The organism is Alloalcanivorax balearicus MACL04, from assembly GCF_025532145.1.
GTDB lineage: Bacteria > Pseudomonadota > Gammaproteobacteria > Pseudomonadales > Alcanivoracaceae > Alloalcanivorax > Alloalcanivorax balearicus.
Window position 1 is genome coordinate 31,261 of the sequence record NZ_ARXS01000015.1, and the last position, 24,068, is coordinate 55,328.

21 protein-coding genes are annotated in these 24,068 nt (G+C 62.6%); 7 read left to right on the top strand and 14 right to left on the bottom strand.

Features of this window, described 5'->3' with window-relative positions; genetic code table 11:
* Positions 1-50: 50 nt before the first annotated feature.
* Positions 51-1,343: an NAD(P)/FAD-dependent oxidoreductase gene (locus MA04_RS13400; RefSeq protein ID WP_163122857.1), complete on the bottom strand. Its 1,293-nt coding sequence runs from the start codon at positions 1,341-1,343 to the stop codon at positions 51-53.
* Positions 1,344-1,599: 256 nt separating this feature from the next.
* Here MA04_RS13400 and MA04_RS13405 point away from each other — a divergent pair, with 256 nt between their 5' ends.
* Both MA04_RS13405 and MA04_RS13410 read left to right on the top strand, forming a co-directional pair.
* Positions 1,600-3,282, top strand: coding sequence for an AMP-binding protein (locus MA04_RS13405; RefSeq protein ID WP_262460936.1), 1,683 nt, complete (start codon positions 1,600-1,602; stop codon positions 3,280-3,282).
* Positions 3,283-3,357: 75 nt separating this feature from the next.
* A complete protein-coding gene (locus tag MA04_RS13410) occupies positions 3,358-5,013 on the top strand; it encodes an AMP-binding protein (RefSeq protein ID WP_262460937.1) in 1,656 nt (551 codons plus the stop codon).
* 434 nt (positions 5,014-5,447) lie between these two features.
* Here MA04_RS13410 and MA04_RS13415 read toward each other — a convergent pair whose 3' ends face one another.
* From MA04_RS13415 to MA04_RS13450, 8 genes are all read right to left on the bottom strand, one after another.
* Positions 5,448-6,935, bottom strand: a complete 1,488-nt coding sequence (locus MA04_RS13415) for an aldehyde dehydrogenase family protein (RefSeq protein ID WP_262460938.1) — start codon at positions 6,933-6,935, stop codon at positions 5,448-5,450.
* Positions 6,936-6,953: 18 nt separating this feature from the next.
* On the bottom strand, positions 6,954-8,270 hold the full coding sequence (locus tag MA04_RS13420) for an alginate export family protein (RefSeq protein WP_262460939.1): 1,317 nt from the start codon (positions 8,268-8,270) through the stop codon (positions 6,954-6,956).
* An 18-nt stretch (positions 8,271-8,288) separates the two neighbouring features.
* On the bottom strand, positions 8,289-8,822 hold the full coding sequence (locus tag MA04_RS13425; protein WP_262460940.1) for a cytochrome C: 534 nt from the start codon (positions 8,820-8,822) through the stop codon (positions 8,289-8,291).
* 7 nt (positions 8,823-8,829) lie between these two features.
* Positions 8,830-9,354: a methylamine dehydrogenase light chain gene (locus MA04_RS13430; protein WP_014992899.1), complete on the bottom strand. Its 525-nt coding sequence runs from the start codon at positions 9,352-9,354 to the stop codon at positions 8,830-8,832.
* 15 nt (positions 9,355-9,369) lie between these two features.
* Complete coding sequence (gene mauD, locus MA04_RS13435; protein WP_262460941.1) at positions 9,370-9,975, bottom strand: methylamine dehydrogenase accessory protein MauD; 606 nt, start codon at positions 9,973-9,975, stop codon at positions 9,370-9,372.
* 6 nt (positions 9,976-9,981) lie between these two features.
* Positions 9,982-10,521, bottom strand: coding sequence for a MauE/DoxX family redox-associated membrane protein (locus MA04_RS13440; protein ID WP_262460942.1), 540 nt, complete (start codon positions 10,519-10,521; stop codon positions 9,982-9,984).
* A gap of 14 nt (positions 10,522-10,535) precedes the next feature.
* Positions 10,536-11,678, bottom strand: a complete 1,143-nt coding sequence (locus tag MA04_RS13445; protein ID WP_262460943.1) for an amine dehydrogenase large subunit — start codon at positions 11,676-11,678, stop codon at positions 10,536-10,538.
* 122 nt (positions 11,679-11,800) lie between these two features.
* Entirely contained in the window at positions 11,801-12,331 is a 531-nt protein-coding gene (locus tag MA04_RS13450) for a hypothetical protein (RefSeq protein WP_163122885.1), read from the bottom strand.
* Positions 12,332-12,356: 25 nt separating this feature from the next.
* Between MA04_RS13450 and MA04_RS13455 the strand changes: the two genes are divergently transcribed.
* Positions 12,357-13,151, top strand: a complete 795-nt coding sequence (locus tag MA04_RS13455; protein WP_262460944.1) for a hypothetical protein — start codon at positions 12,357-12,359, stop codon at positions 13,149-13,151.
* A 21-nt stretch (positions 13,152-13,172) separates the two neighbouring features.
* Here the strand turns inward: MA04_RS13455 and MA04_RS13460 are convergent, their stop codons facing one another.
* The 5 genes from MA04_RS13460 to yrfG form a co-directional block, all read right to left on the bottom strand.
* Positions 13,173-14,126, bottom strand: a complete 954-nt coding sequence (locus tag MA04_RS13460) for a helix-turn-helix domain-containing protein (RefSeq protein WP_262460946.1) — start codon at positions 14,124-14,126, stop codon at positions 13,173-13,175.
* A 376-nt stretch (positions 14,127-14,502) separates the two neighbouring features.
* A complete protein-coding gene (locus MA04_RS13465) occupies positions 14,503-16,047 on the bottom strand; it encodes a phosphoenolpyruvate carboxykinase (protein ID WP_022994320.1) in 1,545 nt (514 codons plus the stop codon).
* Between the two features lie 319 nt (positions 16,048-16,366).
* A complete protein-coding gene (gene hslO / locus MA04_RS13470; protein WP_022994321.1) occupies positions 16,367-17,221 on the bottom strand; it encodes an Hsp33 family molecular chaperone HslO in 855 nt (284 codons plus the stop codon).
* Between the two features lie 49 nt (positions 17,222-17,270).
* Positions 17,271-17,660, bottom strand: a complete 390-nt coding sequence (locus MA04_RS13475; protein WP_022994322.1) for an RNA-binding S4 domain-containing protein — start codon at positions 17,658-17,660, stop codon at positions 17,271-17,273.
* A complete protein-coding gene (yrfG, locus tag MA04_RS13480; RefSeq protein ID WP_022994323.1) occupies positions 17,657-18,310 on the bottom strand; it encodes a GMP/IMP nucleotidase in 654 nt (217 codons plus the stop codon). Before yrfG ends, MA04_RS13475 begins: the two co-directional genes overlap by 4 nt.
* Positions 18,311-18,449: 139 nt before the next feature.
* Between yrfG and MA04_RS13485 the strand changes: the two genes are divergently transcribed.
* From MA04_RS13485 to cysQ, 4 genes are all read left to right on the top strand, one after another.
* On the top strand, positions 18,450-19,889 hold the full coding sequence (locus MA04_RS13485; RefSeq protein WP_262460949.1) for an aminotransferase-like domain-containing protein: 1,440 nt from the start codon (positions 18,450-18,452) through the stop codon (positions 19,887-19,889).
* A 307-nt stretch (positions 19,890-20,196) separates the two neighbouring features.
* Positions 20,197-22,590, top strand: coding sequence for a DUF6351 family protein (locus tag MA04_RS13490; RefSeq protein ID WP_262460950.1), 2,394 nt, complete (start codon positions 20,197-20,199; stop codon positions 22,588-22,590).
* An 87-nt stretch (positions 22,591-22,677) separates the two neighbouring features.
* Positions 22,678-23,232 (top strand): ADP compounds hydrolase NudE, encoded by a 555-nt coding sequence (gene nudE, locus MA04_RS13495; protein ID WP_262460952.1) that lies wholly within the window; start codon positions 22,678-22,680, stop codon positions 23,230-23,232.
* A gap of 23 nt (positions 23,233-23,255) precedes the next feature.
* Positions 23,256-24,068: a 3'(2'),5'-bisphosphate nucleotidase CysQ gene (cysQ, locus tag MA04_RS13500; RefSeq protein WP_262460953.1), complete on the top strand. Its 813-nt coding sequence runs from the start codon at positions 23,256-23,258 to the stop codon at positions 24,066-24,068.

The window sequence follows — 24,068 nt, forward strand, 5'->3', positions numbered from 1 at the left end:
CGGCTTCGTAGTCTGGTCCGTGGGAAGCTGCCGGGGGGAGCCCGTTGTCGTCAATGCAGCTTCAAACGTGGCCGCACCAGGCGGCTGAAACGGCCCGCGGTGAGCAGCATGATCGTTCGCGGCCAGCCATACAGCGCGGCCTGGTGCATGCGGTACAACGCCACGTACATGATCCGCGCCAGCCAGCCTTCGACGAAGAAGTTGCCGCCCTTCAGGTTGCCCATCAGCATGCCAACGGAACTGTAGTTGGACAGCGACACCAGTGAACCGTGGTCCTTGTACTCGAACGGCTTCAGCTCCTGACTGTTGAGCAAGCGAACCAGATTCCGGGCGGTGTGGTGGGCCATTTGCTGCGCCGATTGCGCGCGCGGCGGGATCGGCCGTTCTGCTCCTTCCGGTTTGAGGAAGGCGCTGTCGCCGATGACGAAGACATTGTCGTGGCCCTTGGCCAGCAGATTCGGTTCCACCTCGATCTGGTTGACGCGAGTGACGGCGAAGCCCTCCAACTGTCCGAAAACATCCGGGCCTTTTACCCCCGCCGCCCACACCATCAGGTCGGCCTCGATCTCCTCGCCGTCCTTGGTGACCAGCGCCTGCTCGGTGGCCTCCGCCACCATCACGCCGGTGCGGACCGATACGCCGAGCGCCTGCAGCCGTTCGGTGGCGGCGGCGGATACCCGCTCACTGAGGGCGGGCAGAATCCGCGGCAGCGCCTCGACCACGGTGACGCGCAGCTGTTTGCGGTCCAGGTGTTCGTGGCCGTAGAGCTTGAGCATGGCCACCGCGTGATGGATTTCCGCCGCCAGTTCCACACCGGTGGCGCCGCCGCCGACAATCGCCACGGACACTGGATCATTGCGGTAGTTGGCGTGCAGACAAGTGTTCAGGAAGCGCTCGCGAAAGCGTTCCGCCTGGGTGCGGGTATCCATGAACAGGCAGTGCTGGCGCACGCCAGGGGTACCGAAGTCATTGCTCTGGCTGCCGATGGCGAGCACCAGGTAGTCGTAGTCGAGTTGCCGTTCGGGCAGCACCTCTTCGCCGTCCGGGCCGTTCATCGCCGCCAGGGTAACGGTCCGTGCGGCGGCATCCACGCGGGTCAGGGTGCCCGGTTCGAACCGGTAATGATTGAGCCGGGCATGGGCGCGGTAGTCCACGGCGTCCAGGTCGGCGTCGATGGCGCCGGTGGCCACTTCGTGATAGCGCGGTTTCCACACATGGATATTGCTGGTATCGACCAGGGTAATGTCGGCGCGACCGCGCTTGCCCAGTTTACGCCCGAGTTGGGTGACCAGCGGCAGGCCGCCGGCACCGCCTCCTACTACCAGGATCTTGGGTTTGCTCATGCAGGGGCTCCGTCCTTCAAAGCAGGGCCGCCCCGGTCCCGGGAAGGGAAGGGGGCGGCGAAAAGAACAGTTTACCGGCATCTCCGGATGAACGGAAAAGCCCACACTCATCCTTAGGAACTAAAAGCGTGGACAGCCAGTCACGACTTAAGTATAAGTGACGTCGTTAAAGTTTACCTTTACGTTAACGTAAAGGTGTAAAGCGGGGCTGGACGGGCCCCTCATACCGACAACAACGAACGACAAGGAGCCTGCCATGACGGAGTCCTATACCCGTGGGCCGCGGGACAAGACGCTGCTGACCTCCACCATTGGCGATGCCTTCGACAATACGGTGGCCGCATACGGTGAACGGGAGGCGCTGGTGGCCAGCCATCAGCAGCTTCGTTACTCCTGGAACCAACTGGCTGAAGAAGTGGAGCGCTATGCCCGCGCTTTCATGGCCCTTGGTCTGCAACCCGGTGACCGTCTAGGTATCTGGGCACCGAACTGCGCCGAGTGGTGCATCACCCAGTTCGCCAGCGCCAAAATGGGCGCCATTCTGGTCAACATCAATCCCGCCTACCGCCTTAATGAGTTGGAATACGCGCTGAAACAATCCGGCTGCCGCTGGCTGGTTTGCGCTGACAACTTCAAGACCTCGGATTACCAGAGCATGTTGACGGAACTGGTGCCGGAGCTGGCATCGTCCCGTCCCGGGGACGTGCACAGCGAAGTCCTGCCCGAGTTGCGTGGCGTGGTCAGTCTCGCCGATCAACCGCCCGCCGGTTTCGTCAGTTGGCGAGAGCTGGGCGCGCTGTCGGAATCGGTGGCGGTGGACGACCTCAGCAAGCGCCAGACCGGGCTCAAGCCCGATGACCCGATCAACATCCAGTACACCTCCGGTACCACCGGCTTTCCCAAGGGCGCCACGCTCAGCCACCGCAACATCCTCAATAACGGCTATATGGTGGCCGAGAGCATGGGCTTTACCGAACGTGACCGGCTGGTGATCCCGGTACCGCTTTATCATTGCTTCGGCATGGTGATGGGGAATCTCGGTTGCATGACCCATGGCAGCACCATGATCTATCCGGCGCCGGGCTTTGACCCCGAAGCCACGCTGGAAGCGGTGGCCAGTGAACGGGCCACCGCCCTGTACGGCGTGCCCACCATGTTCATCGCCGAGCTGGGGCATCCGCGTATCAAGGAATTCGACCTCTCCTCCCTGCGCACCGGTATCATGGCCGGCGCTACCTGTCCCATTGAAGTCATGCGGCGGGTGATCAGCGAAATGCACATGGAGGAGGTGCAAATCGCCTACGGCATGACCGAGACCAGCCCGGTATCACTGCAAACCGGCGCCGATGATGAACTGGAGCGCCGTGTCTCCACCGTTGGCCGCACGCAGCCGCACCTGGAAACCAAGGTTGTCGACGAGCAGGGCAATACCGTGCCGCGTGGTGAAATCGGCGAGCTGTGCACCCGGGGCTACAGTGTGATGCTGGGTTATTGGAACAATCCGGACGCCACCGCCGATGCCATCGACGAGGACGGCTGGATGCACACCGGTGATCTGGCGGTGATGGACGATGCCGGCTATGTCCGCATCGTGGGACGCAGCAAGGACATGATCATTCGCGGTGGCGAGAATATTTATCCCCGTGAAATCGAAGAGTTTCTCTACACCCATCCCGCCGTGGCCGACGTCCAGGTGATTGGTATTCCCGACGATAAGTACGGCGAGGAAATTGTCGCCTGGGTGAAACTGAAAGGTGACGAAAATGCCAATGCGGAGCAGTTGCGCGATTACTGCAAGAACCGTATCGCTCACTTCAAGACTCCCCGGCATTTCAAATTCGTGGACGACTTCCCGATGACGGTGACTGGCAAGATCCAGAAATTTCGTATGCGTGAGATCAGCATCGAAGAGGTTCGTGTCACCGTTACCGAATCCTGAAATTCCCGAGCCTGTGACGACAGAGCCCGGCTGACCGCCGGGCCGCGAGATACAAAAAAAGAAGGAGAGCGACCCATGCGCCAGTACAACGAGGCGGTGGACCAATTCGATATTCAACAGGTGGCGAAAGCCACTCTGAGCGGCTCCCTTGAGAGCCTGAATGCCTGCGTGGAATGCTGCGACCGTCATGCCCTGCCGGGGCGGATCGCCCTGTTCTGGGAAGGCGCCGATGGTGACAGCGCCACCTACACATTCAGCGAATTACGCGACCAGGCCTCCCGTTTCGCCGCCTTTCTCGCCAATCAGGGTGTGGGCGCGGGCGACTGCGTGGCGGGGCTGTTGCCACGCCGGGTGGAACTGCTGATCACGGTGCTGGCCACCTGGCGGCTTGGCGCGGTGTATCAGCCGCTGTTCACCGCCTTTGGTCCGAAGGCCATCGACCACCGGCTGCAAACCGCCGGTACCCGGGTGGTGGTCACCGACGGTGACAATCGCGGCAAACTGGACGGTTTGCAAAGCGATCCATTGGTGGTCACCGTGGGCGGTGATAAAGGCCGGGGCATCCGCCGGGGTGACTTCAGCTTCTGGGCGGAACTGGAAAGCCACCAGGACGGCGCCGAGCCGGTGATGCGCAGTGCCGACGACCCCTTTCTGATGATGTTCACCTCCGGCACCACCGGCTTGCCCAAGGCGGTGCCGGTACCGCTCAAGGCCATCGTCGCTTTCGCCGGTTACATGCAACACGCGGTTGGATTGCGTGAAGACGATGCATTCTGGAACCTGGCCGATCCCGGCTGGGCTTACGGGCTTTACTATGCGGTGACCGGGCCGCTGTCCCTTGGTCACCCCACCACCTTCTATGACGGCGGCTTCACCGTGGAAAGCACCTGCCGGGTGATCAACAAATACGGTATTACCAACCTGGCCGGCTCACCCACCGCTTACCGGTTGTTGATGGCTGGCGGTGACACCGTGGTTAAGGCGCTGCGCGGCAAATTGCGGGCGGTGAGCAGTGCCGGTGAACCACTGACGCCGGAGGTGATCCGCTGGTTCGCCAAGGAACTGGGCACCACCATCCACGATCACTACGGCCAGACCGAGCTGGGCATGGTGCTGTGTAACCATCACGAACTGAAGCATCCGGTGCGGATCGGTGCCGCCGGCTTCGCCGTGCCCGGGCATCGGGTGGTGGTGGTCAACGAAGAGGGCGAGGAATTGCCGGTGGGACAGCCGGGGATTCTTGCCGTGGATCGCAATCAGTCCCCCTTATTCTGGTTCCCGGGGTATCCCGCCGATCCGCAAAAGTCGATGCTGAAACATTATTATATGAGCGGCGATACGGTGGAGCTGAACGGCGACGGCAGCATCAGCTTTGTCGGCCGTTCCGATGATGTGATCACCACTTCCGGTTACCGGGTCGGCCCGTTCGATGTGGAAAGCGCCCTGATCGAACATCCGTCGGTGGTGGAAGCAGCGGTGATCGGCAAACCCGACGAAGAGCGTACCGAATTGGTAAAAGCGTTCGTGGTGTTGGGGGCGGGCTACCGAGGGGATGACGACCTGGCGAAGGAACTGCAGCAAGCGGTTCGCCAGCGGTTGTCCGCTCACGCCTATCCGCGCGAAATTGAGTTCGTGGAGTCGCTGCCGAAGACACCCAGTGGTAAGATACAGCGATTCCTGCTGCGCAACGAAGAAGTGGCGCGGCAACGCCAGGCGGCGGCCACGGCCTGATCCTGACGCTTTTTTGTTCTGCCTTGCGCCGGCCCTTGGGCCGGCTTTTTATTGGGTTCATCGCGGTTTAGCGGGATCCGGCCTTACCCTCCATCGTGGACAGCGGAGTCGCGTTACGTTAAACCCCAAACCTGTTGCGGGCCTTGGAGATATAAATTGGGGGGCACTACGACGCCGCTGTGGGAGCCCCTTCCGTGCCAGTGGTTGGTCCGGAAGGCCTTCGTACAGCCCCGCTTCGAGTGAACCGCAGCTTCCCTGGCTCCAGAAACGACGAACCTTTCTGGACAGGAGAGATTGCACGTCCTCCCCTTCGTGGCGCTTCGGCAGCGACCGGGAGCCTACATGGACGTATTCACGGCGTTCCCGCAAAGGTATAACGCGGCTTCGCTGTCCCGGATGGGGAGGTGGAGAGGAACCAAACCGCGATCGTGTCTTTAATACCGCACCGTCACCGACTTCAATTCGGTGTAATCCTCGATGAAGGCGCTGCCGAACTCCCGGCCGATGCCGGAGCCCTTGACGCCACCGAACGGCACCGCCGGATCGATGAAGGTGTGCATGTTCACCCACACCGTGCCCGCTTCGATGCGCGGCACCAGACGCAGGGCCCTGGACAAATCGTTGGTCCAGAGGCTGGCGGTGAGGCCGTAGGGACTGTCGTTCATGAGGGAGAGCAATTCCTCTTCGTCATCGAAAGGCAGGAAGCACGCCACCGGGCCGAACACTTCCTCTTGCAGCAAAGTGGCATCGCGACGATCCGCCACCGCCAGGGTCGGTTCGATAAAGAAGCCAGGGCGGTCCAGCGCCCGGCCACCGTGGACGATCTCGCAACCCTGATCGGGGGCACTGGCGAAGTACTGGCTGACTTTTTCGAAGTGCGGGCGGTTGGAGAGCGGTCCAAAGTCGGTGCTTTCATCCAGCGGCGAGCCGATTCTGAGCTGCTTCAGTTGTGCCGCCACGCCGTCGACGATTTCGTCCAGCCGTGAGCGGTGCACGTAGAATCGTTCCGCCGCCGCGCACACCTGGCCTTGATGCAGATAAGCCGCTTCCATGACACCGGCCACCGCCTTTTGGGGGTCGATATCGGCGAGAAAGCCGGCGGCGTTCTTGCCGCCCAGTTCGAGGGTGGCTCGGGTCAGGTTGGCCTGCATGGCCTGGGCGCCGACCTTGCGACCGGTGTTCATGGAACCGGTGAACGAGACCTTGCTGATCTTTTCGTGCTCGATCAGCGCCTGGCCGCAGGCACCGGTGCCGCAGACCACGTTGAGAACGCCGTCGGGCAGGCCGGCTTCCTTTGCCAACCCGGCCAAACGCAGCAGGGTGAAGGGCGTGAACTCGCTGGGTTTGATCACCACAGTGCAGCCACAGACCAGCGCCGAGGCAATTTTCCAGATGGCGATCATCAACGAGAAGTTCCACGGCACGATACCGGCCACCACGCCGACCGGTTCGCGTAACGTGAAGGCGGTGTAGCGTTCGCCCTGCATGGAAGGCAGTGACGGTGTCAGGGTCTCGCCGTTGATCTTGCCGGCCCAGCCGGCGTAATAGCGAAGGAAATGGCTGCTTTGTCCCACCTCGAAGGCCCGGGACAATTGAATGGTCTTGCCGGAGCACAGTGTTTCCAATTGCGCCAGCTCTTCCCCGTGCTGATCGATCAGATCGGCGAGCCGGTTAAGGATGGCGCCGCGCTGCAGCGGCGCCATGTCCCGCCAGACGCGGTGAAAGGCGTGGTGGGCGGCGTTCACCGCGGCGTCTGTTTGCGCCGGCTCCGCTTCCCGTACCTCCGAGAAGGTTTCGCCGGTGCCGGGGTTCACCACCGGGTGGGCCGGACCGGTGGCCCGGCCATATTCGCCGTTGATGAAACAATCGTGGCCCTGCTGCAGGAATGCCCGCACCTCGGCTAATAAAGCGATGTCGCTCATGGTCCAGTCCTCATTGCATTAAAACGAAAAGGCGACGATCAATTGGCTGTACAGGTTGCGATCGTCATTACCTAGTTGCGTGCCACCATCGGCGGCGGCGCGGTCCGGTTGGTACAGGCCGATGACCGGAATCAGGGCGAGGTGGTCGTTCACCGCCCATTCCAGATAGAGGTCGTATTCCCGGGCACTGGTGTCCGCTCCGGCGTCCCGGTCCAGAGTGGTGAAGTCGTAGGCCAGCAAACCGAGCGACAGGTTTTCCTTTGGCGTCACCGTCGCGCCGAGATGATGGACTCGTGAATTGGTGTTGAACGGTCCAGCGTAATTCGCCGCCACTTCGCCCTGGAACCAGGTGCCGAGAGCGCGGCCATTACCGTAGAGCAGCGGATCATAGCCTGTGGAGAAACGGCTGAATCGATAGTTGATACTGGGCCGCCAGGGCATCTCGGAGAAGGTCCAGCCCAGTTCCGCGTACCAGGCGTTTTCATCATCCTGGTCCTGATCCTGCCAGGCGTATTCCGCGGCCAGGAACAGATTCTCCACGCCAGCGTTGCCCTGAGCGCGCAGGCTGACGGTTTCCAAGTCATCCCGTTGCGGATAGAGGAAGGCGAATTCGTCGTCCAGATCGGTGACCTTGACGTAGGTGATGCCCACGGTGCCTTTGTCGTTTACATGCTCCAGAACACCGACGTTCAGTTCCGGTTTGGCCTGGGCCGGGTTATCGGATTGCAGCCACATGACGTCACCGCGCCAGCCTTGTTCGCCACTCAGACTGATGATGGCGGTCTTGTCGAAGGCGCTGCGGCCGGCAAGATAGTAAGCACCGCCACGGTTCAGCGCGCCGTCGGCGATGCCCTTGCCGAAGTTCAGTGAATCACTGGTGATCAGAAAGCCGTCGCCGACGATCACGCTCTGCCGGCCGGCGGACACCACCAGACCATCTTTGCCGAGAGCGGGAAACAGGGCGCCGGAGTGCCAAGTCAGGAAAGCATCTTCCAGTTTGGTGGTGCGCTCGCCGCCGTCGGAGAAGCCGGCGGCGTCACCATCACCCCAGGTGCCGGTGGAGGTCCAGCGCAGGGCGCCGGTGACGCGCTGATCCCGGGCCAGCCGATGTTCGCCGCTGATGCCATATTTCACCGCGCCCTCCTGCCAGGTGACGCTGCCCTCATCGAGAGTGCCGGCCTGGTCGTAGCTTTCCTGACTGTGCAGCCAGGCGGCGGTGCCGGAAACATCGAAATTCAAAGTGGTATGATCGTTGTTGGTCAATTCCAACGCTTGTGCGCTGGTGGCCATTAGCAGGAGAGAGCCCCCGGCAAGAGGGGCGAGCGTGACACGCATGATGAATGTCCTCTGTTGTTATGGTGCGGTGGCGGGCATGCCGTCGTTGATGTCGATACCCTGGTCGCGCATGGCACGGATCAGCCCGGCCCGGGTGCCGGGAATGTTGTCCATCATCCGATGGCGAACCGCCGCCACGTCAGCGGCGCTATAGGGTTGGGCGTCGGCCGGCGTGCTGTCACCAGCGATACCGTCGCGGCGCAGGATCCAGTTCAGCAGCGCCGACAGCTGTTCGTCGTTCAACGCCGCCTGGGCCACGCCGGGTACGCGCACCAGAAATTCCCTTCCCCCCGGTACGCGCAGAAAGTTGCCGACAAAGCCGATCATGTTGGGAACGTCGTTGGCGGGCGCGCCTTGCCCCTGGGGCAGATGGCAGCCCGCGCACTGCAACTGATAGTTCACCTCCGGGCGATAGCCGGCCCGCGACAGTGGCACCTGCGGTTGCTCATTACCGGGTGCTGGTTTCTGCCCGGGGTCGGGAAACGCCCGGGCGTGCCCGGCCGGGGTGGCCAGGCAGGCAAGGATCAGCAACAGTGGCGGCAACGGCTTCATGCCGGGCTCAGGCGCTGGCCACGCCGCGAATCACGGCGACGGTGCAGTTGTAGACGTTGGCCTTGGCGCCCAGGCACCAGTTGATGTCGTTGTTGTTGAACGGCCGGTACATCGGTTCCTCGCTGTCGTTACGGGTGCAGGCGCACTGGCCGCAGCTGTGCTTACCGCAGCAATCGTTGTAGGAGATGATGTAGTCCAGGCCGTCCGCCGGGTTGCGGCAGGTGCCGATCCAGGTGACTTGGGATACTTCCGTGCCCGGCGGACAACTGGTCACCGAGCCGCCGCAGCAACTGCACAGAAAGCCGTCCACGGAGCAGTAACGCCAGTAGTCGCAGCTGTTGGGATCGCCCGGATCACCGGCGGATGGCGACTCCGCGGCCAGCGCCTTGGCGGTGCGGTCGATGGGTAGCAGCACCGGCATGGCGGTGCCCACCACCATCAGGGAACCAAGTTTGGAAAGAAAATTCCGCCGCGACGTGGTGCTGGCCACGTGCCGGCTGGAGCGTTCGAAAAACCGGTCGAGAAATTTCATGGTCGGACTCCTGGCTCAGGACGGCGTATGCATGGAAGGGGAGGGCTTGTTGAGGTACTCCTGCAGGGTGGCCGCGCCCAGGTGCTCGGTTTCGAACAGGCTGTCCAGGTGTTCCCGCGAGTTCACCAGCCCTTTGGCTTTGAGCAGACCCTGACGATCGATCATCACCGCGTAGGGCAGCTTGCCGATCTGATAGGTCATGCCCACCTGCGGGCTGACCACGTAGCGAGCGCCTTCCAGCCCGAATTCCTTGATCAGTTTTCGTTGCTGTTCCGGCTCACCGTCGCTGATGTACACCACTTCCAGATCGTCGCGGGCCTTATCGATGGCACGCAGCGCGGGCAACAGGGATTTGCAGATCGGGCAAGTCGGCGACAGGAAGAACAGCAGTTGAGTGCGGTCGTTGGCGTAGCCAAAGTTCACCGGACGCCCCAACAGATCCTCGGCGGTAACCTGGGGCGCGGGCTGATTCACCGCCACGCCTTTGTCCACCATCAGCGCGCCGGCGGGCGCGATACGGGCATGCAGGACACCGATCTGACGGATCAGGCCAAACACCACCAGAGCCAGGGCGATCAGTAAGCACCAGAGCAGAATGTTGGAAATCAATAGAGCAGTCATAGCGTATTACCTTCCGGTCAAAGCAAGCAGGCGCGGCCGATTCGCCAAGAGGGCATCGGTCGCGGCGTAAATCAGCAGGATTGCGGCGCCGGCGGCCAGCACCACGAAACCGTCGAACAAACCCAGGGTGCGTTCGGCCACGGGCAGGCCGGCCAGTATCGCCAGGGCGATCAGCAAGCCATTGCGGATCAGCAACAACGGATGCAGGGGTTGCTGGCTGTTGGGGCCGGCACAACCGCAATCGAGATCGTGGCGTCCGCGCAGCAGATTGGTGATCATGGCCAGGGTGTAGAGAGCGAGCAGGCCGGCGGCGAGAATGGCGCTGATGATGCGGCTGGGCTGGAACAGCAAGCCCAGGGCCAAAGCGCCTTCCAGAACCGGCAGGGCGCGGGCAGTGACCGTGGTCAGACTCGTTGGCAACAGCTGGTAGGCATCCAACTGGCGTTCGAACCAGGCCGGTGCCTGCAATTTATGCAGCGCCGCGCTGGCCAGGATCACCGCCAGGGCCAGGGCGCCGGCGATGCTGATAATCGGATCCAGCGTCATGGTTATTCCTCCACTCAGTGATTGAGGATCAGCGTTGGGGTCTTGCTGACGCCTTCCATGGTGTGAAGGTGCTTGCCGGTTTTCAGATCAAAGGTCTCCAGGCCGCCCTCGATGTTGGTGCCCAGTAGCAGCGGGGCGTCATCGTTGGTGGCGTTGAGGCTCCAGATCAGATTCGGCGCTTCCAGCGTGCCGACCTTCTTGTGAGTTTTCAGATCGAACGCCCAGATGATGGTGCTCGGGTCTTCCCACTTGTGCCGCTCATGATCGGGATGCATCAGCACGTAGAGACGATTCAGTCGCGGTGCGATGGCCATCAACTGCCAGCCGCCGGGGGCCCAGCCGTCTTTCTTTTCCTGTTCGTTGGTCAGTGACCAGGTGGGCAGGACCTTGGGTTTGGCATTGGAGAAATCGACACCGTGAATGACGCCCTCGGTGGTAACGAAATAGAAGGTGTCGCCGAGATGGATGGCCCTTTCCACCAGCTTCTCCTGCTCCGGGTCGAAGAATTGGGTGGTGGTGCGATCACTGACCTTGCCGTTGTCATCCAGGGTGGTGACTTGCAGATCACCGCTGCCGCACAGGGACGCGAAACGCCGGTCGCCGATCGGATAAGCCAGGATGCAGCCATTGATGTTCACTTCGCTGGCCACTTTGCGGGCCTGGGTATCCACCACGGTAATGGTTTGCGATGGCGTGAAGTTGTAAACGTAAACAAAGCGGTCATCGCCGCTCATCGACAACGCGTACTTCTCGGTCAGCGTGGAGGCGCGCTTGGCGGGGATTTCCACTTCCCAGGAGGGGGACAGCGTGCGGGTATCCCAGGCGGTCAGCACATCGGTACGGGTGCCGCGCACATAGCGACTGAAAAAAATATCGGCGGTGTAGACCGTCTTCTGATCGTGGGCCAGCACCGCCGGCGCGGCGCCGCCGGTGCTGAGCATGCCCAGTACTTTTTGTCGGTCCGGATCCACCACCACCACCCGGGTGGCGACCATGTTGTCGAATTCGAAGTCGATCAGATAACTGCGGTGAGGACTGGGTGGGAAGGGCAGTTCGGCCTGGCCGACGGTTTCGGTCGGCAGCGCCGCGTACAAGGACGGAGGGATCAGTACGGATCCCAACGCCAGCAGGCCGGCGGCAAATTTGGACAAAGGCATGGTGATTCCCTGTTTTTGGTTATCGATGGCATGGAACACTGCCTTCAGTCTGCGCCGGTCAGGGAAGGGGAAGCTTGAGAATGGGTGCCAACCCGTTGGCTATTCTTGCCAAGACGGGGAGTTCAGAGGCAGGTGCGTACCCGTTTCTGAATGTCGCGAAGCTGGGTTTCGCTGAGTGTGGTGAGCGTATGCAGGCGTTCGGGCAGTCCGCTGCTCTTGCGCTGAACGTAGAGATTGAAGCCTTTGCGTCGATCCCCGCGCACCTGAATATCGGCGATATCCTCATAGGGTATGAGGGCCAGCCGTGGGCGCAAGGTGGTGCCGAACAGAACCCGGAGGATGTCCCCGAACAGGGCCGGCCGGTCGGGCAGCGGCGCCAGAGGGACGTAGTGGAGCCCGTGATCGTCCAGTCGGCAACGGATAACCCGGCCGGTACACCACAGCAAGGCCAGCCCGATCAGCAGAAACGACAGGCTCATGCCCGCCATGATGACGCCGGGAAAGCTGACCAGCGAGGTCAGATAGAAAAGGATGCTGTCCTTCAGCGATTCACCCGTGCCCAGGCAGATCCAGACCGGCAGGAACCCCATGAAAGTGAAGATGGTGCCCGCGATGGCGGTGGGATAGCGTTTCAGGTAGTAGGATGTTGCCATGTCCGTATTTCGCCGGTAAGCGTCCATGAACGGATTCAAGCACAAAATGGCGGTCAATACCGCCGATCCTGTCCGCGGCTTTCTCTTTGTGGCGCTGCTGTGGCTATGGCCGGCGGTGCCGTGGGCGACGGAGATTGGTCCGCCAGGCGTCTATCTGGATTTCGTCGGCGACCGTCAGGATCAGTACCAGGGGCAACTGACCGCGCCGGAATTCACCGAGCCGCTTTATTTCCTGCTATCGGATTGGGTCGCCGCCGACATCGAAGTCGGTGGCGTCGAAGGCACGGTGGTGGCCCGGTTGAGCCGGGAGATGGGGGATATCTGGGGCGGGCCGGGCAGCTATGATCTGGCGGAAGGACCGGCGCCGGAAAACGGCTCCTGGTTCGCCGGCGTCCTGGCGCCGGGACGCTATGCGCTGTGGGTGGCGTCACCGCAACGCAAGCCCCTCTCCTACACCGTATTCATGACGGCGCCATCGCGCCGGGCCCCAGAGGTTTGGAGCGTGGCGCTCGGGCGTCTGTCGCGGGAGCCGATCCTGGTCACCGAGCATCTGGAGGCACCGGTACTGACACATCGCTATCAGGTGAGGATCGACCGCCAGGGGTTGTTGGAAGCGACGCTCGGCGTGACCGGGCCGATACCACAGCTGCGGATTCTGTCCGCCGATGGCCGCCGCACCCTGGCACATACCCATGATGGGGAGGATGGCGTGCGCATCCGGGTGCCGCCGGGCCGTTATCAAGTGGAGATCAGTGGCGAGCGGCCCGCGCACTATGACCTGACACTCCATGCCACGGGGCTTTCCGCAGGCGACCACTAATCCGGTGCCCGCGATCGCGGATCAGTAGTGACGGCCCCGGGCCTGCAGGCGCCAGTCGCTGGGACTGATGGCGAAGGCCGCCTTGAAGCTGCGGCTAAAGGACGCGCTGTCGGTAAAGCCGTAATCCAGAGCCACTTCCAGAATGCTGCGATGGTCATTGTCGGGCAGGGCGAGAGCGTCGCGCACCGCATCCAGCCGCACCTGGCGGATGAAGCGTCCGGGGGTGACCTGATGTTCCTGAAACAGGCGGTACAGGGCGCGCCGGGACACATGCAGCGCCTCGGCCAGTTCGTCCGGACTCAAATGCGGGTCGTCGATATGGGCGAGCACATGCTGATGAGCGGTATCCAGCCGAAGGGTAGGCGAGGCCTGACCCGCCGGCCTGACGGAACAATGGATCAGGGCGGACAGCATTAATTGCACCGCCTGAAAAATGGTCTGGGCGCTGTCACCGTCGCCGGGGCGGTCCAGTAAAGCCAGCAGAGCGGCCAGGGCCGCGCGGGCGGTGGTGCGATCACTCAACGAACGGCCGCAAAGACGGTCACTGATCTGGTGCCAGCCGGGCACCGCATGGTAGGGCAGGGTCAGCACCGTCAATTGCGCCTGGTGATCCTTCTCCAACCGGTAGGGACGGCTGGTATCGCACACGGTGATATCGCCGGGACACAGCATCGTACGGTGGCCATCCTGCTCCACCAGCATGCGCCCGGCCTGCTGCCACATGACCTTGAGGTAGCCGGTTTCCGCCCGTTTGATGGCGTAATCAGTGCGGGTGAGCTGGCACTGGTCGGCACGGATCACCGCCACCGAGCGCTCGCCGAGACTGGTCAGGCGCACCCGGGCGTGGAAGTCGTCGTCCCGGGGCGAGGCGATTCTGAGCCAGGGGAAGTTGTCGTTGACGAACTGTCGCCACGGCTGAAACCCCCGCAGGGTGCGGGTTTCCACAAGGTGATTGGTGCTGGCTGCGGGTTCCATCGGGACCCTCCGCGTAGGCGTTGGCGAAAAGGAGAGAACGGTCACTGTCTTGCTGTGATAGGGCTTCCGGTGATGACGCTACCGGCGCAGCAAACGCCGTGCCAATGCTTCCTTTCCGCCTGGGTTTGTTGGACTTTTAGGGAAATATAACAAATTAATGAATTGGGGCAATCAGGCAGGGGAGGGGGGTGCTACAACGCTGCTGTGGGAGCTTGCCTGCAAGCGAACGTTAGGGCCCTGAAGCCCATTCGCTTGCAGGCAAGCTCCCACAGCGGCTTCGTAGCGTCTTCTGTGCCAACTCTATTCAGGACGGGTCAGACCCACAAAAAAAGCCCGCCGAAGCGGGCTTTTTTACTACCGGGCGCTGATCAGGGGATCAGGCCTTGGGGCCGGCGGCGTGGATCTCTTCGGATACGTCCGCGTATTTCTCGGCGAAGTTTTTCTCGAACTGCTGCGCCAGGTCACGGGCCTTGGCGTCGTACTCTTCCGGGTTGGCCCAGGTGTTTTTCGGTTGCAGCAGGTTGTCGTCCACACCGGGCACGGTCTTCGGCACATCCAGGTTGATGATGTCCAGATGCTCGGTTTCCGCGTCGTCCAGGGCGCCGCTGAGGATGGCATTGACCACGCCACGGGTGGTGGGGATGCTGAAACGATCGCCCTGGCCGTAGGGGCCGCCGGTCCAGCCGGTGTTGACCAGGAACACCTTGGAGCCGAATTCTTCCATGCGCTTGATCAGCAGCTCGGCATACTCACCGGCACGGCGCGGGAAGAACGGGGCGCCGAAGCAGGTGGAGAAGGTGCTCTTGATGCCGGGCTCGGAGCCCATTTCGGTGGAGCCGACCAGAGCAGTGTAGCCGCTCAGGAAGTGGTAGGCGGCGGCTTCCTTGCTCAGACAGGACACCGGCGGCAGCACGCCGGTCAGGTCGCAGGTCAGGAAGATCACGTGCTTGGGTTCGCCGGCGCGGTTCTGCGGTACCCGCTTTTCGATGTTTTCCAGCGGGTAGGCGGCGCGGGTGTTCTGGGTCAGGGACACATCGCTGTAGTCCGGCAGGCGGGTTTCGTCGTTGATGATGACGTTTTCCAGCACGGCGCCGAATTTGATCGCGTCCCAGATCACCGGCTCGTTCTTCTGGCTCAGGTCGATGCACTTGGCGTAGCAGCCGCCTTCGATGTTGAACACCACGCCCTTGCCCCAGCCGTGTTCGTCGTCGCCGATCAGGTAGCGGGCCGGGTCCGCGGACAGGGTGGTCTTGCCGGTGCCGGAGAGCCCGAAGAACAGGGCCACATCGCCGCTTTCGCCAACGTTGGCGGAGCAGTGCATCGGCAGCACGTCCTTGGCCGGCAGCAGGAAGTTCTGCACCGAGAACATGGCTTTCTTCATTTCACCGGCATAGCGCATGCCGGCGATCAGCACTTTGCGTTGGGCGAAGTTGAGGATCACGCAACCGTCGGAGTTGGTGCCATCGCGTTCCGGATCACACTGGAAGTCCACCGCGTGCAGGATCTGCCATTGGTCCTTGCCGGCCGGATTGTAGTTGTCCGGGCGGATGAACAGGGTGTTGGCGAACAGATTGTGCCAGGCGGTCTGGGCGGTGACCTTTACCGGCAGGTAGTGCTCTTCGGCGGCGCCAACGTGAAGATGGGAAACAAAGCTGTCACTTTCAGTAACGAAGGACGCCACCCGATCCCAGAGGGCGTCGAACTTGTCCACCGGGAACGGGCGGTTCACCGGACCCCAGTGGATCTGCTCACTGGTGGAGGGTTCGTCGACGATGAAACGGTCCATCGGGGAGCGGCCGGTACGGTGACCGGTTTCCACCACCAGGGACCCGTTGGCGGCCAGTTGGCCTTCGTTGCGCTGAATCGCCAGCTCCACCAGTTGGGCCGGGCTCAAATCGTTGTAAATAATGGGATCGGTCATGGTTTTTCCTGGGCTTGTGGCCGAGCTGTGGGCTTGTACTCGGCGGCCGAAACCGCGTTCAAGGTAGCAAAGCCCCCTAGTTCGCATTGCGGGTGACAGTGCCGGTCTCGTGCCCTTTCGGGGCAAGACCTGAACCGGTGGTGTTTCCCACCTTTCGCCGTTTCCGGACCCGGAAAAACAGGCCAAGGGTAGCCGGACGGCGACTGCACGGGCCCAAGGAAGCAACCGGGTGGATGGCTTCGGGAAGCCCGACAGGGGCGCGATTATGCCAGAAAAGCCAAAAGGTGGCGACGCCGTGCCGGGGTCCGTTGCCACGGTTTTATGTTTCTTTGTGAATCAGCTCCGCCAAATCGACCGCATCGAAGTGTTCCTGGTGGCCGCAGAAGTCACAGGTCAGGGTGGCTTCCCCCTGTTCGTCCAGAATCGCCTGCAACTCCTCCTTGCCCAGGGAAACCAGCGCGCGCTGGGTGCGCTCCCGGGAGCAGGTGCAGCCGAACGCCAGCGGCTGGGCCGGCGGCAGCTGGGGCGGGGTATCGTGGAACAGCCGGTGCAGCACGGTGGCGGTGTCCAGGTCCAGCAACTCCTCGCCGCTTAGCGTGCTGGCCAGCGTTTCCAGGTGTTCCCAGGTGACGGCGTTATGGTCGGCCTCGGCGACCTGGTTGGGCAGACGTTGCAGCATCAGGCCAGCGGCGCGGCCGTTGCCCGCCGCCAGCCACAGGCGGGTGGGCAGTTGCTCGGATTGCCGGAAATAGCCTTCCAGACAGGTGGCCAGGTCCGGCCCTTCCAGGGGCACGATGCCCTGATACTGGCGGCCCTGCTCCGGGCTGATGGTGATCACCATGGTGCCCTCGCCCAGCAGCGCCGGCAGGTTGGTGCGGTCCGTCGGCAGGGATTCGGCGTGGCGGGCCAGCGCGCGCACCTTGCCGTCGTCGCTGCATTCCGCCATCAGCAGGGACAACGGTCCCTTACCCTGGGCCTGCAGAGCCAGGCGGCCCTTGAATTTGAGGGTGCTGGCGAGCAGGGCCACGGCCACGACCGCTTCGCTGATCAGGCTCTGCACCACCAGCGGGTAATCCCGGTTGCCGGTGATCGACGCCAGACTGCTTTCCAGGCGGATCAGTTCGCCACGGATGTCGGAGTCCGGGAAGAGAAAACGTTGCTTTTGGTCCTGCATCGGTGCCTTTCCTGCTGTTTTTGGGGCCATGACGACTATGAACTGGCGCCTAGATGTCGTTGTCGCGCTTGAAACGGGCCAGGTCGCGCCGTTCCTTCTTGCTGGGGCGGTGATCCGGGCTGGCGTTGGCGCTGTGCGCCAGGCGCCGCTGTTCCGACTTGTCCTGCCGTTGCTGGCGGCTCTCCTCGGTTTCCTGATAGAGCGTCTGAGCGACGCTGGCCGGGCCGCGCTTATTGCTGAGGCCCTCGACCCGCACCGTCCACTGTTCATCGCCTTTGCGGATCACCACTTCGCTGCCCGGCTGCACGGTTTTGCTGGGCTTGGCCTTGGCGCCATCGACCTGGATCTTGCCGCCTTCAACGGCTTGCTTGGCCAGACTGCGGGTTTTGAAGAAGCGGGCCGCCCACAGCCAGGAATCAATGCGGGTGCCTTCACTCACGGCAGCACTCGCAGGAAATCGTCGATGGCCTCGAACGGGCGAGTGTCGTCGCGCTCCGGCAGGCTGGAGTCGGGGCGGCGGATGGAAACCAGGTGGCCAAGGCCGAAACGGCGTCCGGAATGCAGCACCGGCAGCGAATCGTCCACCAGCAGCGTGCGGGCCGGGTCGAACGGGTGCGCCTCGCGCAGATTCCGCCAGAACGGCTGATGCTCCTTGGCGTGGCCATAGTCGTGGCTGGAAACCAGGGCATCGAAGTAACGCTCGATGCCGGTGCGCTCCAGTTTCACCTGCAGCGCGTCGCGGTGGGCGTTGGTGACCATGACCACCCGCCGGGAACTGGCCGCGAGAGCGTCGAGGAAAGCCTCGGCGCCGGGGCGGATGGCGACACGCTCTGCCGCCGCCCGCTTCAATTCGGCGATGTTCAGTCCCAGTTCCGAGGTCCAGAAGTCCAGGCAATACCAGTTCAGGGTGCCCTGGTGGCGGCTGATCCAGTCATGTAGTTTGCGCTCCGCCTGATCGGCGGGCAGCCCGTGGACCTGGGCGTATTGTTCGGGGACGTGCTGCTGCCAGAACCAGTTGTCGAAGCGCAGATCCAGCAGGGTGCCGTCCATGTCCAGCAGCACCGTGTCGATAGCGTTCCAGTCGATCATTGTCATGCCTGTCGGGGAAGTGCCTGTCGCGGTGGCACAGTATGCAGGATCGGCGCCGGCGCCGAAATACGCCGGGTGTCCGGTCACGGTGCGGCGGTGCATAATCGGGACACATATGACAATAAAATGAGAAGGTTTGGTGAACGAAGAAGGGTTCCTCTACGAGCGGATCAGTCGCCGGCTGTTGGAGCAAATCGGGGCCGGCAGCTACGCGGTGGGGCAAAAATTGCCCTCGGTGCGACACCTGAGCCGCCTGTTCCAGGTCAGCGTCAACACGGTGATGCAAAGCTACCGCCAGTTGGAGGCGGAGGGTTATCTGGAGATTCGTCCCCAGTCCGGCGCCTATGTGCGTCATTGCGATGTCCATGACGTGCCGGAGCCGGATGGCTCGCGCTACCCGCTGCTGCCGGTGGAGGTGTCACTGAGCGAGGAAGTGCTGCATTACATGGAATTGCATGTGGTGCCACGCCAGGTGCGGCTTGGTATCGCCCTGCCGGGCGTCGAGGTGATGCCGGTGGAGCGGGTCACCCAGACCATCCGCGAGGTGGCCCGGCATTATCCCCAGGAAACCTGGGATTACATGCATCCCCATGGCTATCCGCAGTTCACCCACCATCTGGCCCGCCGCAGCCTGTCGTACGACGTGCCGGTGGTGCCGGACGACATTATCGTCACCGGCGGCGCCATGGAGGGGTTGTCCCTGGCGCTGCGCAGTGTCAGCCGGCCCGGCGACGCGGTGGCGGTGGAGTCCCCCACCTATTACGGCACTTTGTTGCTGCTGAAGACCCACCAGCGCCGGGTGGTGGAAATTCCCACCCATCCGCGCCACGGCATCAGCCTGTCGGCATTGGAGCGGGTCTTCGCTGAGCGCGGGGTGTCCGCCTGCATCGTGTCCGCCAATGCTCAGAATCCGCTCGGGTTCACCATGAGTCTGGAACGCAAGCAGGCGCTGTCGGCATTGGCCCGGCGTTATCAGATCCCGCTGATCGAGAATGATGTCTGGGGCGACACCGTCTACGAAGACGGCGCGCTGCCGGTCAAGGCGTTCGATGACGACGGCTGGGTGCTGTACTGCAACAGCTTTTCCAAAACCCTGATGCCCGGGTTGCGCATTGGCTGGGCGGCGCCGGGCCGGTTCCAGCGGCGCTTCCTGGAACTCAAGCAATTGAGCACCATCACCTCCACCTCGCTGTCGCAGATTGTCATGGGCCGGCTGTTGGAAAGCGGCTTCTATGCCCAGCACATCCGTGACTTGCGCCGTACCCTGCAGCGGCAGGTGGAAGCCACCGCCAGGGAAGTGCGGGCGGCGTTTCCGCCGGGCACACGGCTGACCCGCCCCACTGGCGGCTGCGTGCTGTGGGTGCGATTGCCGGGCCGGGTGAATGCCGTGGCGCTATTCGAAAAAGCGGCCCGGGAGGGGATTCATGTGTTCCCCGGCGGCGTGTTCTCGCTGGACAACAAGCATTCGGATTATTTGCGCCTGAACGCCGGAGGGCCGGTCACTGGTGCCGTGGTGGAGGCGTTACGCTGGCTGGGGCGGGCCACTTCGGAGCTGGCCGGTGGTTGCGTCATGGAGTGAGTCTCTCCGCGATGAACCATAAAAAACGCCGGCTGACGCCGGCGTGGTGAGGCAGTGCAAAAGGTAAGGACGTTAATAGCTCTCCCGAGAGCGCTCACTAAGGCTAACGACCTCGGCGGTTATCTAACCGTCTCGCGCAGTGACATAACAGATACAGTTGCCGCCATTTCGCTGAAACAGTTCCGTTGCCTTAACCGGTAATTGCCGATGGCCGTACTGTGTCAGCAATTTTGATGGAACTGTGTCTGTTTTGGCGCCGCCGCCATGCCTACCTTCGAAGCCGATAACAACAACATCGAGGAGAGACATGATGTCCGTGACAGGATCGGGCGCACACGCGTTGTCGGACTATAGAGGGTCGGACCATAAAGGGTCAGACAGTAAACGATGGAAGCAGGGGCTGGCCGGCGCCTTGCTGGTTGGCACGGCCCTGACGCTGAGTGCTTGTGGGGGCAGTTCGAGTTCCCACGGCAGTGCCCCGGAAGTATCCCTGAGCGTGCTGTCCAGCGACCCGCAGTGGGTTAGCGGTGGTGATGCGCGGATTCGTATCGAGGGGGCGCCGGAGGGGGCGACCCTGACTCTGAATGGCGAGCCGGTGACCGCCGATAGCCTGTCAGAGAAAGAGGAAGGTCTGGAAGGCGTGATCTCCGGCCTGGCTGTGGGCGACAACGAGCTGACCGTGAGCGACTCGGAAGGTGGCGCCCTGGCCACGCTCACGCTCACCAACCACCCGCAGGAAGGCCCCATGTTCTCCGGGCCGCATCAGTATCCGTTCGTGTGCACCACGGTATCCGAGTTCGGCAAGCAGCCGCTGGTGGATACCGACGGCGACGAAGGCTTCCCTGTTTACGACGAGGGCGGGCAGCAGATCGGCCTGAGCCGGGACTGTGGCCTGGAGCCGTTCGTGGAATATGTCTATCGTGGCACCGACGGCAGCTACAAGCCGATGCCCGAGGACGGCTCCCGGCCGGCGGACATCGCCACCACCACGCTGCTGGACGGCCGCGAGGTGGACTTCGTGGTGCGCTGGGAACGCGGCACCATCAACCGTTTTCTCTATTCCATCGCCATGCTGGCGGAAGCCGGGGAGGAAGCGGATTCGCTGGACACCGGCCTTTGGAACGGGCGGCTCATGTACCGCTTCCAGGGCGGTGTCGGTATCGGCCACACTCAGGGGCGCATGGACGTCAACCGTCGGGCATTGCAGCCGGATGTCCTGGGCAAGGGCTACGCCATCATCTATTCCACCGGCACCCGCATGTCCGAACACTACAACGTGCAGGTGGGCGGCGAGACCGCCTTGATGGTCAAGGAGCGCTTTGTCGAGCTGTACGGCCAGCCGCTCTATACCGTTGGCCTGGGTGCCTCCGGCGGCGCTATCCAGCAGTACGTGTACGGGCAGAACCACCCCGGTCTGATCGACGCGGCGATCCCGGTGCAAAGCTATCCGGACATGGTTACCCAGACCATTCACATCGGCGACTGTGAGTTGCTCGAGTACTTCATGGACGCCACCGACCGTGACAATGACAAATGGCATACCACCAAGAATCGCACCTGGTTGGTGGGGCTGAACGCCACTGATGAGGTACCCGATCCATTGGCCGGAGCCAAAACGCAACTGGGGTACGGCACCGCGCCGGGATCCACCGAGTGCGTGGAGTCCTGGCGCGGACTGACGCCGCTGACCATGAACCCGCATTACGGCGAGGCCCGCAACCAGGAGCAGATGCAGCCACCGGGGATCATGGATTCGGTGAACTGGAGCCATTACGACGATCTGCGCAACGTGTACGGGATGGACGGTGAGGGCTACCCCCGTCGCCTGTTCGACAACGTCGGCGTGCAGTACGGTCTGCAATCCTTGTTGGACGGCCATATCTCCGCCGAGGAGTTCCTCAAACTGAACGCCACTGTCGGCGGCTGGAAGCCGCAGAAGGAGATGGTTCAGGAAGGCTTTCCATTCCTGGGTACCCAGGACGACGTGCTGGCGGACCCAAGCACGTTCGACCCCTGGAGCAGCCGCAACATGACCCTCAGTGAGGATCCGTCCACGCCGGCGCCGCGTACCGAGGGTAATCTGGAGGCGATTCGCGCCGCCTATGACGCGGGTATCGTGTTCCACGGTGAGATCGACATTCCGGTGATCGACTGGCGCCCGTATCTGGAGGAAGAACTGGATATGCACAATGCCCACCAGTCCTTCGCCGTGCGCCAGCGCATGATCGACTTCGCCGGCAACGCGGACAATCAGGTGATCTGGTTCAGCGACGCCCGTCCCGAGGAAGGGCCGGACCAGGTGGCGCTGGCACTGGAAGTAGTGGATGAATGGATGGCCAATCTGTTGGCCGACCCGCAAGCGTCGGTGGCCCAAAGCCGGCCGGAGCGTGCCCGGGATGCCTGTTTCGCCACCGATGGCAGCCTGATCGCCCGAGGTGATGATGTGTGGAACGGCGTGCTCGATGAGCAAGCGGATGGGGCCTGTACCCAGACATTCCCGCTCTATTCCACGTCGCGCATTGTCGCCGGCGCTCCCTATCAGGGCGATGTCTTCAAATGCGCGCTGAAACCCGTCAGCACGGCTCTGCAAGACGGCACCTACGGCGATTGGGCGCCTTCGGCGGAGCAGATCGCCGAACTCAACGCCATCTTCCCGCAAGGGGTATGTGACTACAGCCAACCGGATCAGGGCCGGCCCTGATTCTCATCCGGGGCGTCCGGCCGGGCGCCCCGTCTACCTTTCACCGTCCAATCCCGTTAGGCTTGGGGCCTCTGAACGGGAGCCCCCATGGACGAACAAAAGCCGCGTATTCTGGATACCCGCCTGGTGGCGCAAAGCCGCCTGTTCGGCATCGAAGAGATGCATCTCCGTTTCTCCAACGGCGAGGAGAGAACCTACGAACGCCTGTGCACGCCGCCCTTGGCCGGTGTCATGTGCGTGCCAATGTTGGACCAGGACACGGTGTTGCTGATCCGGGAATACGGCGCCGGCGTCGAGGAATATCTGCTGACCCTGCCCAAGGGTGCCTATGAGCACGGCGAGGACTGGCGCGAGGCGGCCAATCGCGAGTTGAAGGAAGAAGCCGGCCACGGTGCCCGCAAGCTGACCTTCCTGAAGCGCATGTCCTTGTCTCCCGGCTATATGGGCCACCATATCGGTGTGGTGCTGGCGGAGGAACTTTATGAGGAATCGCTGCCCGGCGATGAACCTGAGCCGCTGGAAGTGGTCCCCTGGAAATTGTCCGAGCTGGATCGTCTGATCGAGCGGGACGATGTGACCGAAGCGCGGGTCATCGCCGCGCTGTATATGACGCAACGCATTCTTGACCAACGCCATTCTTGACCAACGCAAGACGGAAAGCCGTAATGACTGACTTTAATGCCCTGCTGGACTCCCTCTCCAAGATCGCCCGTGATGCGGGCAGCGCCATTCTGACAGTGTATGAGCGGGATGATCTGGGCGTGGAAACCAAAGACGACAAATCGCCGATCACCGAGGCGGATAAAGCCGCCCACGACATCATTGTCGCCGGCCTTGAGACGCTGACGCCGGAGATTCCGGTGTACTCCGAGGAATCCGGGGGCATCGACTACGCCACCCGCAAGGACTGGCCGCGGTTCTGGCTGGTGGACCCGCTGGACGGGACCAAGGAGTTCATCAAGCGTAATGGTGAGTTCACCGTGAACATCGCGCTGATCGAAGGCGACACGCCGGTGCTGGGCGTGGTCTATGTGCCGGTCACCGGTGTGCTGTACCTGGGCGGGCGCGGCGTCGGCGCCTTCAAGGAGGAAAACGGCGAACGCAGTGCCATTCAATGCCGTGAACGCACCACGCCGGTGGTGATGGTGGCCAGCCGCAGCCATGGCGGCGAAGCGGTGGAGAAACTGGAGACCTTCATTCGCGAGGAAGTCGGCGAAGTGGAACGCACCTCCATGGGCTCCTCGCTGAAACTGTGCCTGGTGGCGGAAGGCAAGGCGGACCTCTATCCGCGTCTGGCGCCCACCAGCGAATGGGACACCGCCGCCGCCCATGCCGTGGTGTCCGCCGCCGGCGGCGTGGTGGTGAACACCGCCTTTCAGCCGTTGGTCTACAATAAACCGGATATTCTCAATCCCCACTTTCTGGTGCTCGGCCAGGCGGTGGACAGCTGGCGGTTCATCGCCCCCGCCCTGGAGTAA

Excerpts from the sequence above, each read along its gene's own strand:
- MA04_RS13460 (WP_262460946.1), bottom strand. The coding sequence starts at position 14,126 with ATGGAACCCGCAGCCAGCACCAATCACCTTGTGGAAACCCGCACCCTG.
- MA04_RS13410 (WP_262460937.1), top strand. The coding sequence starts at position 3,358 with ATGCGCCAGTACAACGAGGCGGTGGACCAATTCGATATTCAACAGGTG.
- MA04_RS13450 (WP_163122885.1), bottom strand. The coding sequence starts at position 12,331 with ATGGCAACATCCTACTACCTGAAACGCTATCCCACCGCCATCGCGGGC.
- MA04_RS13440 (WP_262460942.1), bottom strand. The coding sequence starts at position 10,521 with ATGACGCTGGATCCGATTATCAGCATCGCCGGCGCCCTGGCCCTGGCG.
- nudE (WP_262460952.1), top strand. The coding sequence starts at position 22,678 with ATGGACGAACAAAAGCCGCGTATTCTGGATACCCGCCTGGTGGCGCAA.
- MA04_RS13490 (WP_262460950.1), top strand. The coding sequence starts at position 20,197 with ATGATGTCCGTGACAGGATCGGGCGCACACGCGTTGTCGGACTATAGA.
- MA04_RS13425 (WP_262460940.1), bottom strand. The coding sequence starts at position 8,822 with ATGAAGCCGTTGCCGCCACTGTTGCTGATCCTTGCCTGCCTGGCCACC.
- MA04_RS13465 (WP_022994320.1), bottom strand. The coding sequence starts at position 16,047 with ATGACCGATCCCATTATTTACAACGATTTGAGCCCGGCCCAACTGGTG.
- MA04_RS13400 (WP_163122857.1), bottom strand. The coding sequence starts at position 1,343 with ATGAGCAAACCCAAGATCCTGGTAGTAGGAGGCGGTGCCGGCGGCCTG.
- MA04_RS13430 (WP_014992899.1), bottom strand. The coding sequence starts at position 9,354 with ATGAAATTTCTCGACCGGTTTTTCGAACGCTCCAGCCGGCACGTGGCC.
- MA04_RS13445 (WP_262460943.1), bottom strand. The coding sequence starts at position 11,678 with ATGCCTTTGTCCAAATTTGCCGCCGGCCTGCTGGCGTTGGGATCCGTA.
- yrfG (WP_022994323.1), bottom strand. The coding sequence starts at position 18,310 with ATGATCGACTGGAACGCTATCGACACGGTGCTGCTGGACATGGACGGC.
- cysQ (WP_262460953.1), top strand. The coding sequence starts at position 23,256 with ATGACTGACTTTAATGCCCTGCTGGACTCCCTCTCCAAGATCGCCCGT.
- hslO (WP_022994321.1), bottom strand. The coding sequence starts at position 17,221 with ATGCAGGACCAAAAGCAACGTTTTCTCTTCCCGGACTCCGACATCCGT.
- MA04_RS13415 (WP_262460938.1), bottom strand. The coding sequence starts at position 6,935 with ATGAGCGACATCGCTTTATTAGCCGAGGTGCGGGCATTCCTGCAGCAG.
- MA04_RS13420 (WP_262460939.1), bottom strand. The coding sequence starts at position 8,270 with ATGCGTGTCACGCTCGCCCCTCTTGCCGGGGGCTCTCTCCTGCTAATG.
- MA04_RS13455 (WP_262460944.1), top strand. The coding sequence starts at position 12,357 with ATGAACGGATTCAAGCACAAAATGGCGGTCAATACCGCCGATCCTGTC.
- mauD (WP_262460941.1), bottom strand. The coding sequence starts at position 9,975 with ATGACTGCTCTATTGATTTCCAACATTCTGCTCTGGTGCTTACTGATC.
- MA04_RS13405 (WP_262460936.1), top strand. The coding sequence starts at position 1,600 with ATGACGGAGTCCTATACCCGTGGGCCGCGGGACAAGACGCTGCTGACC.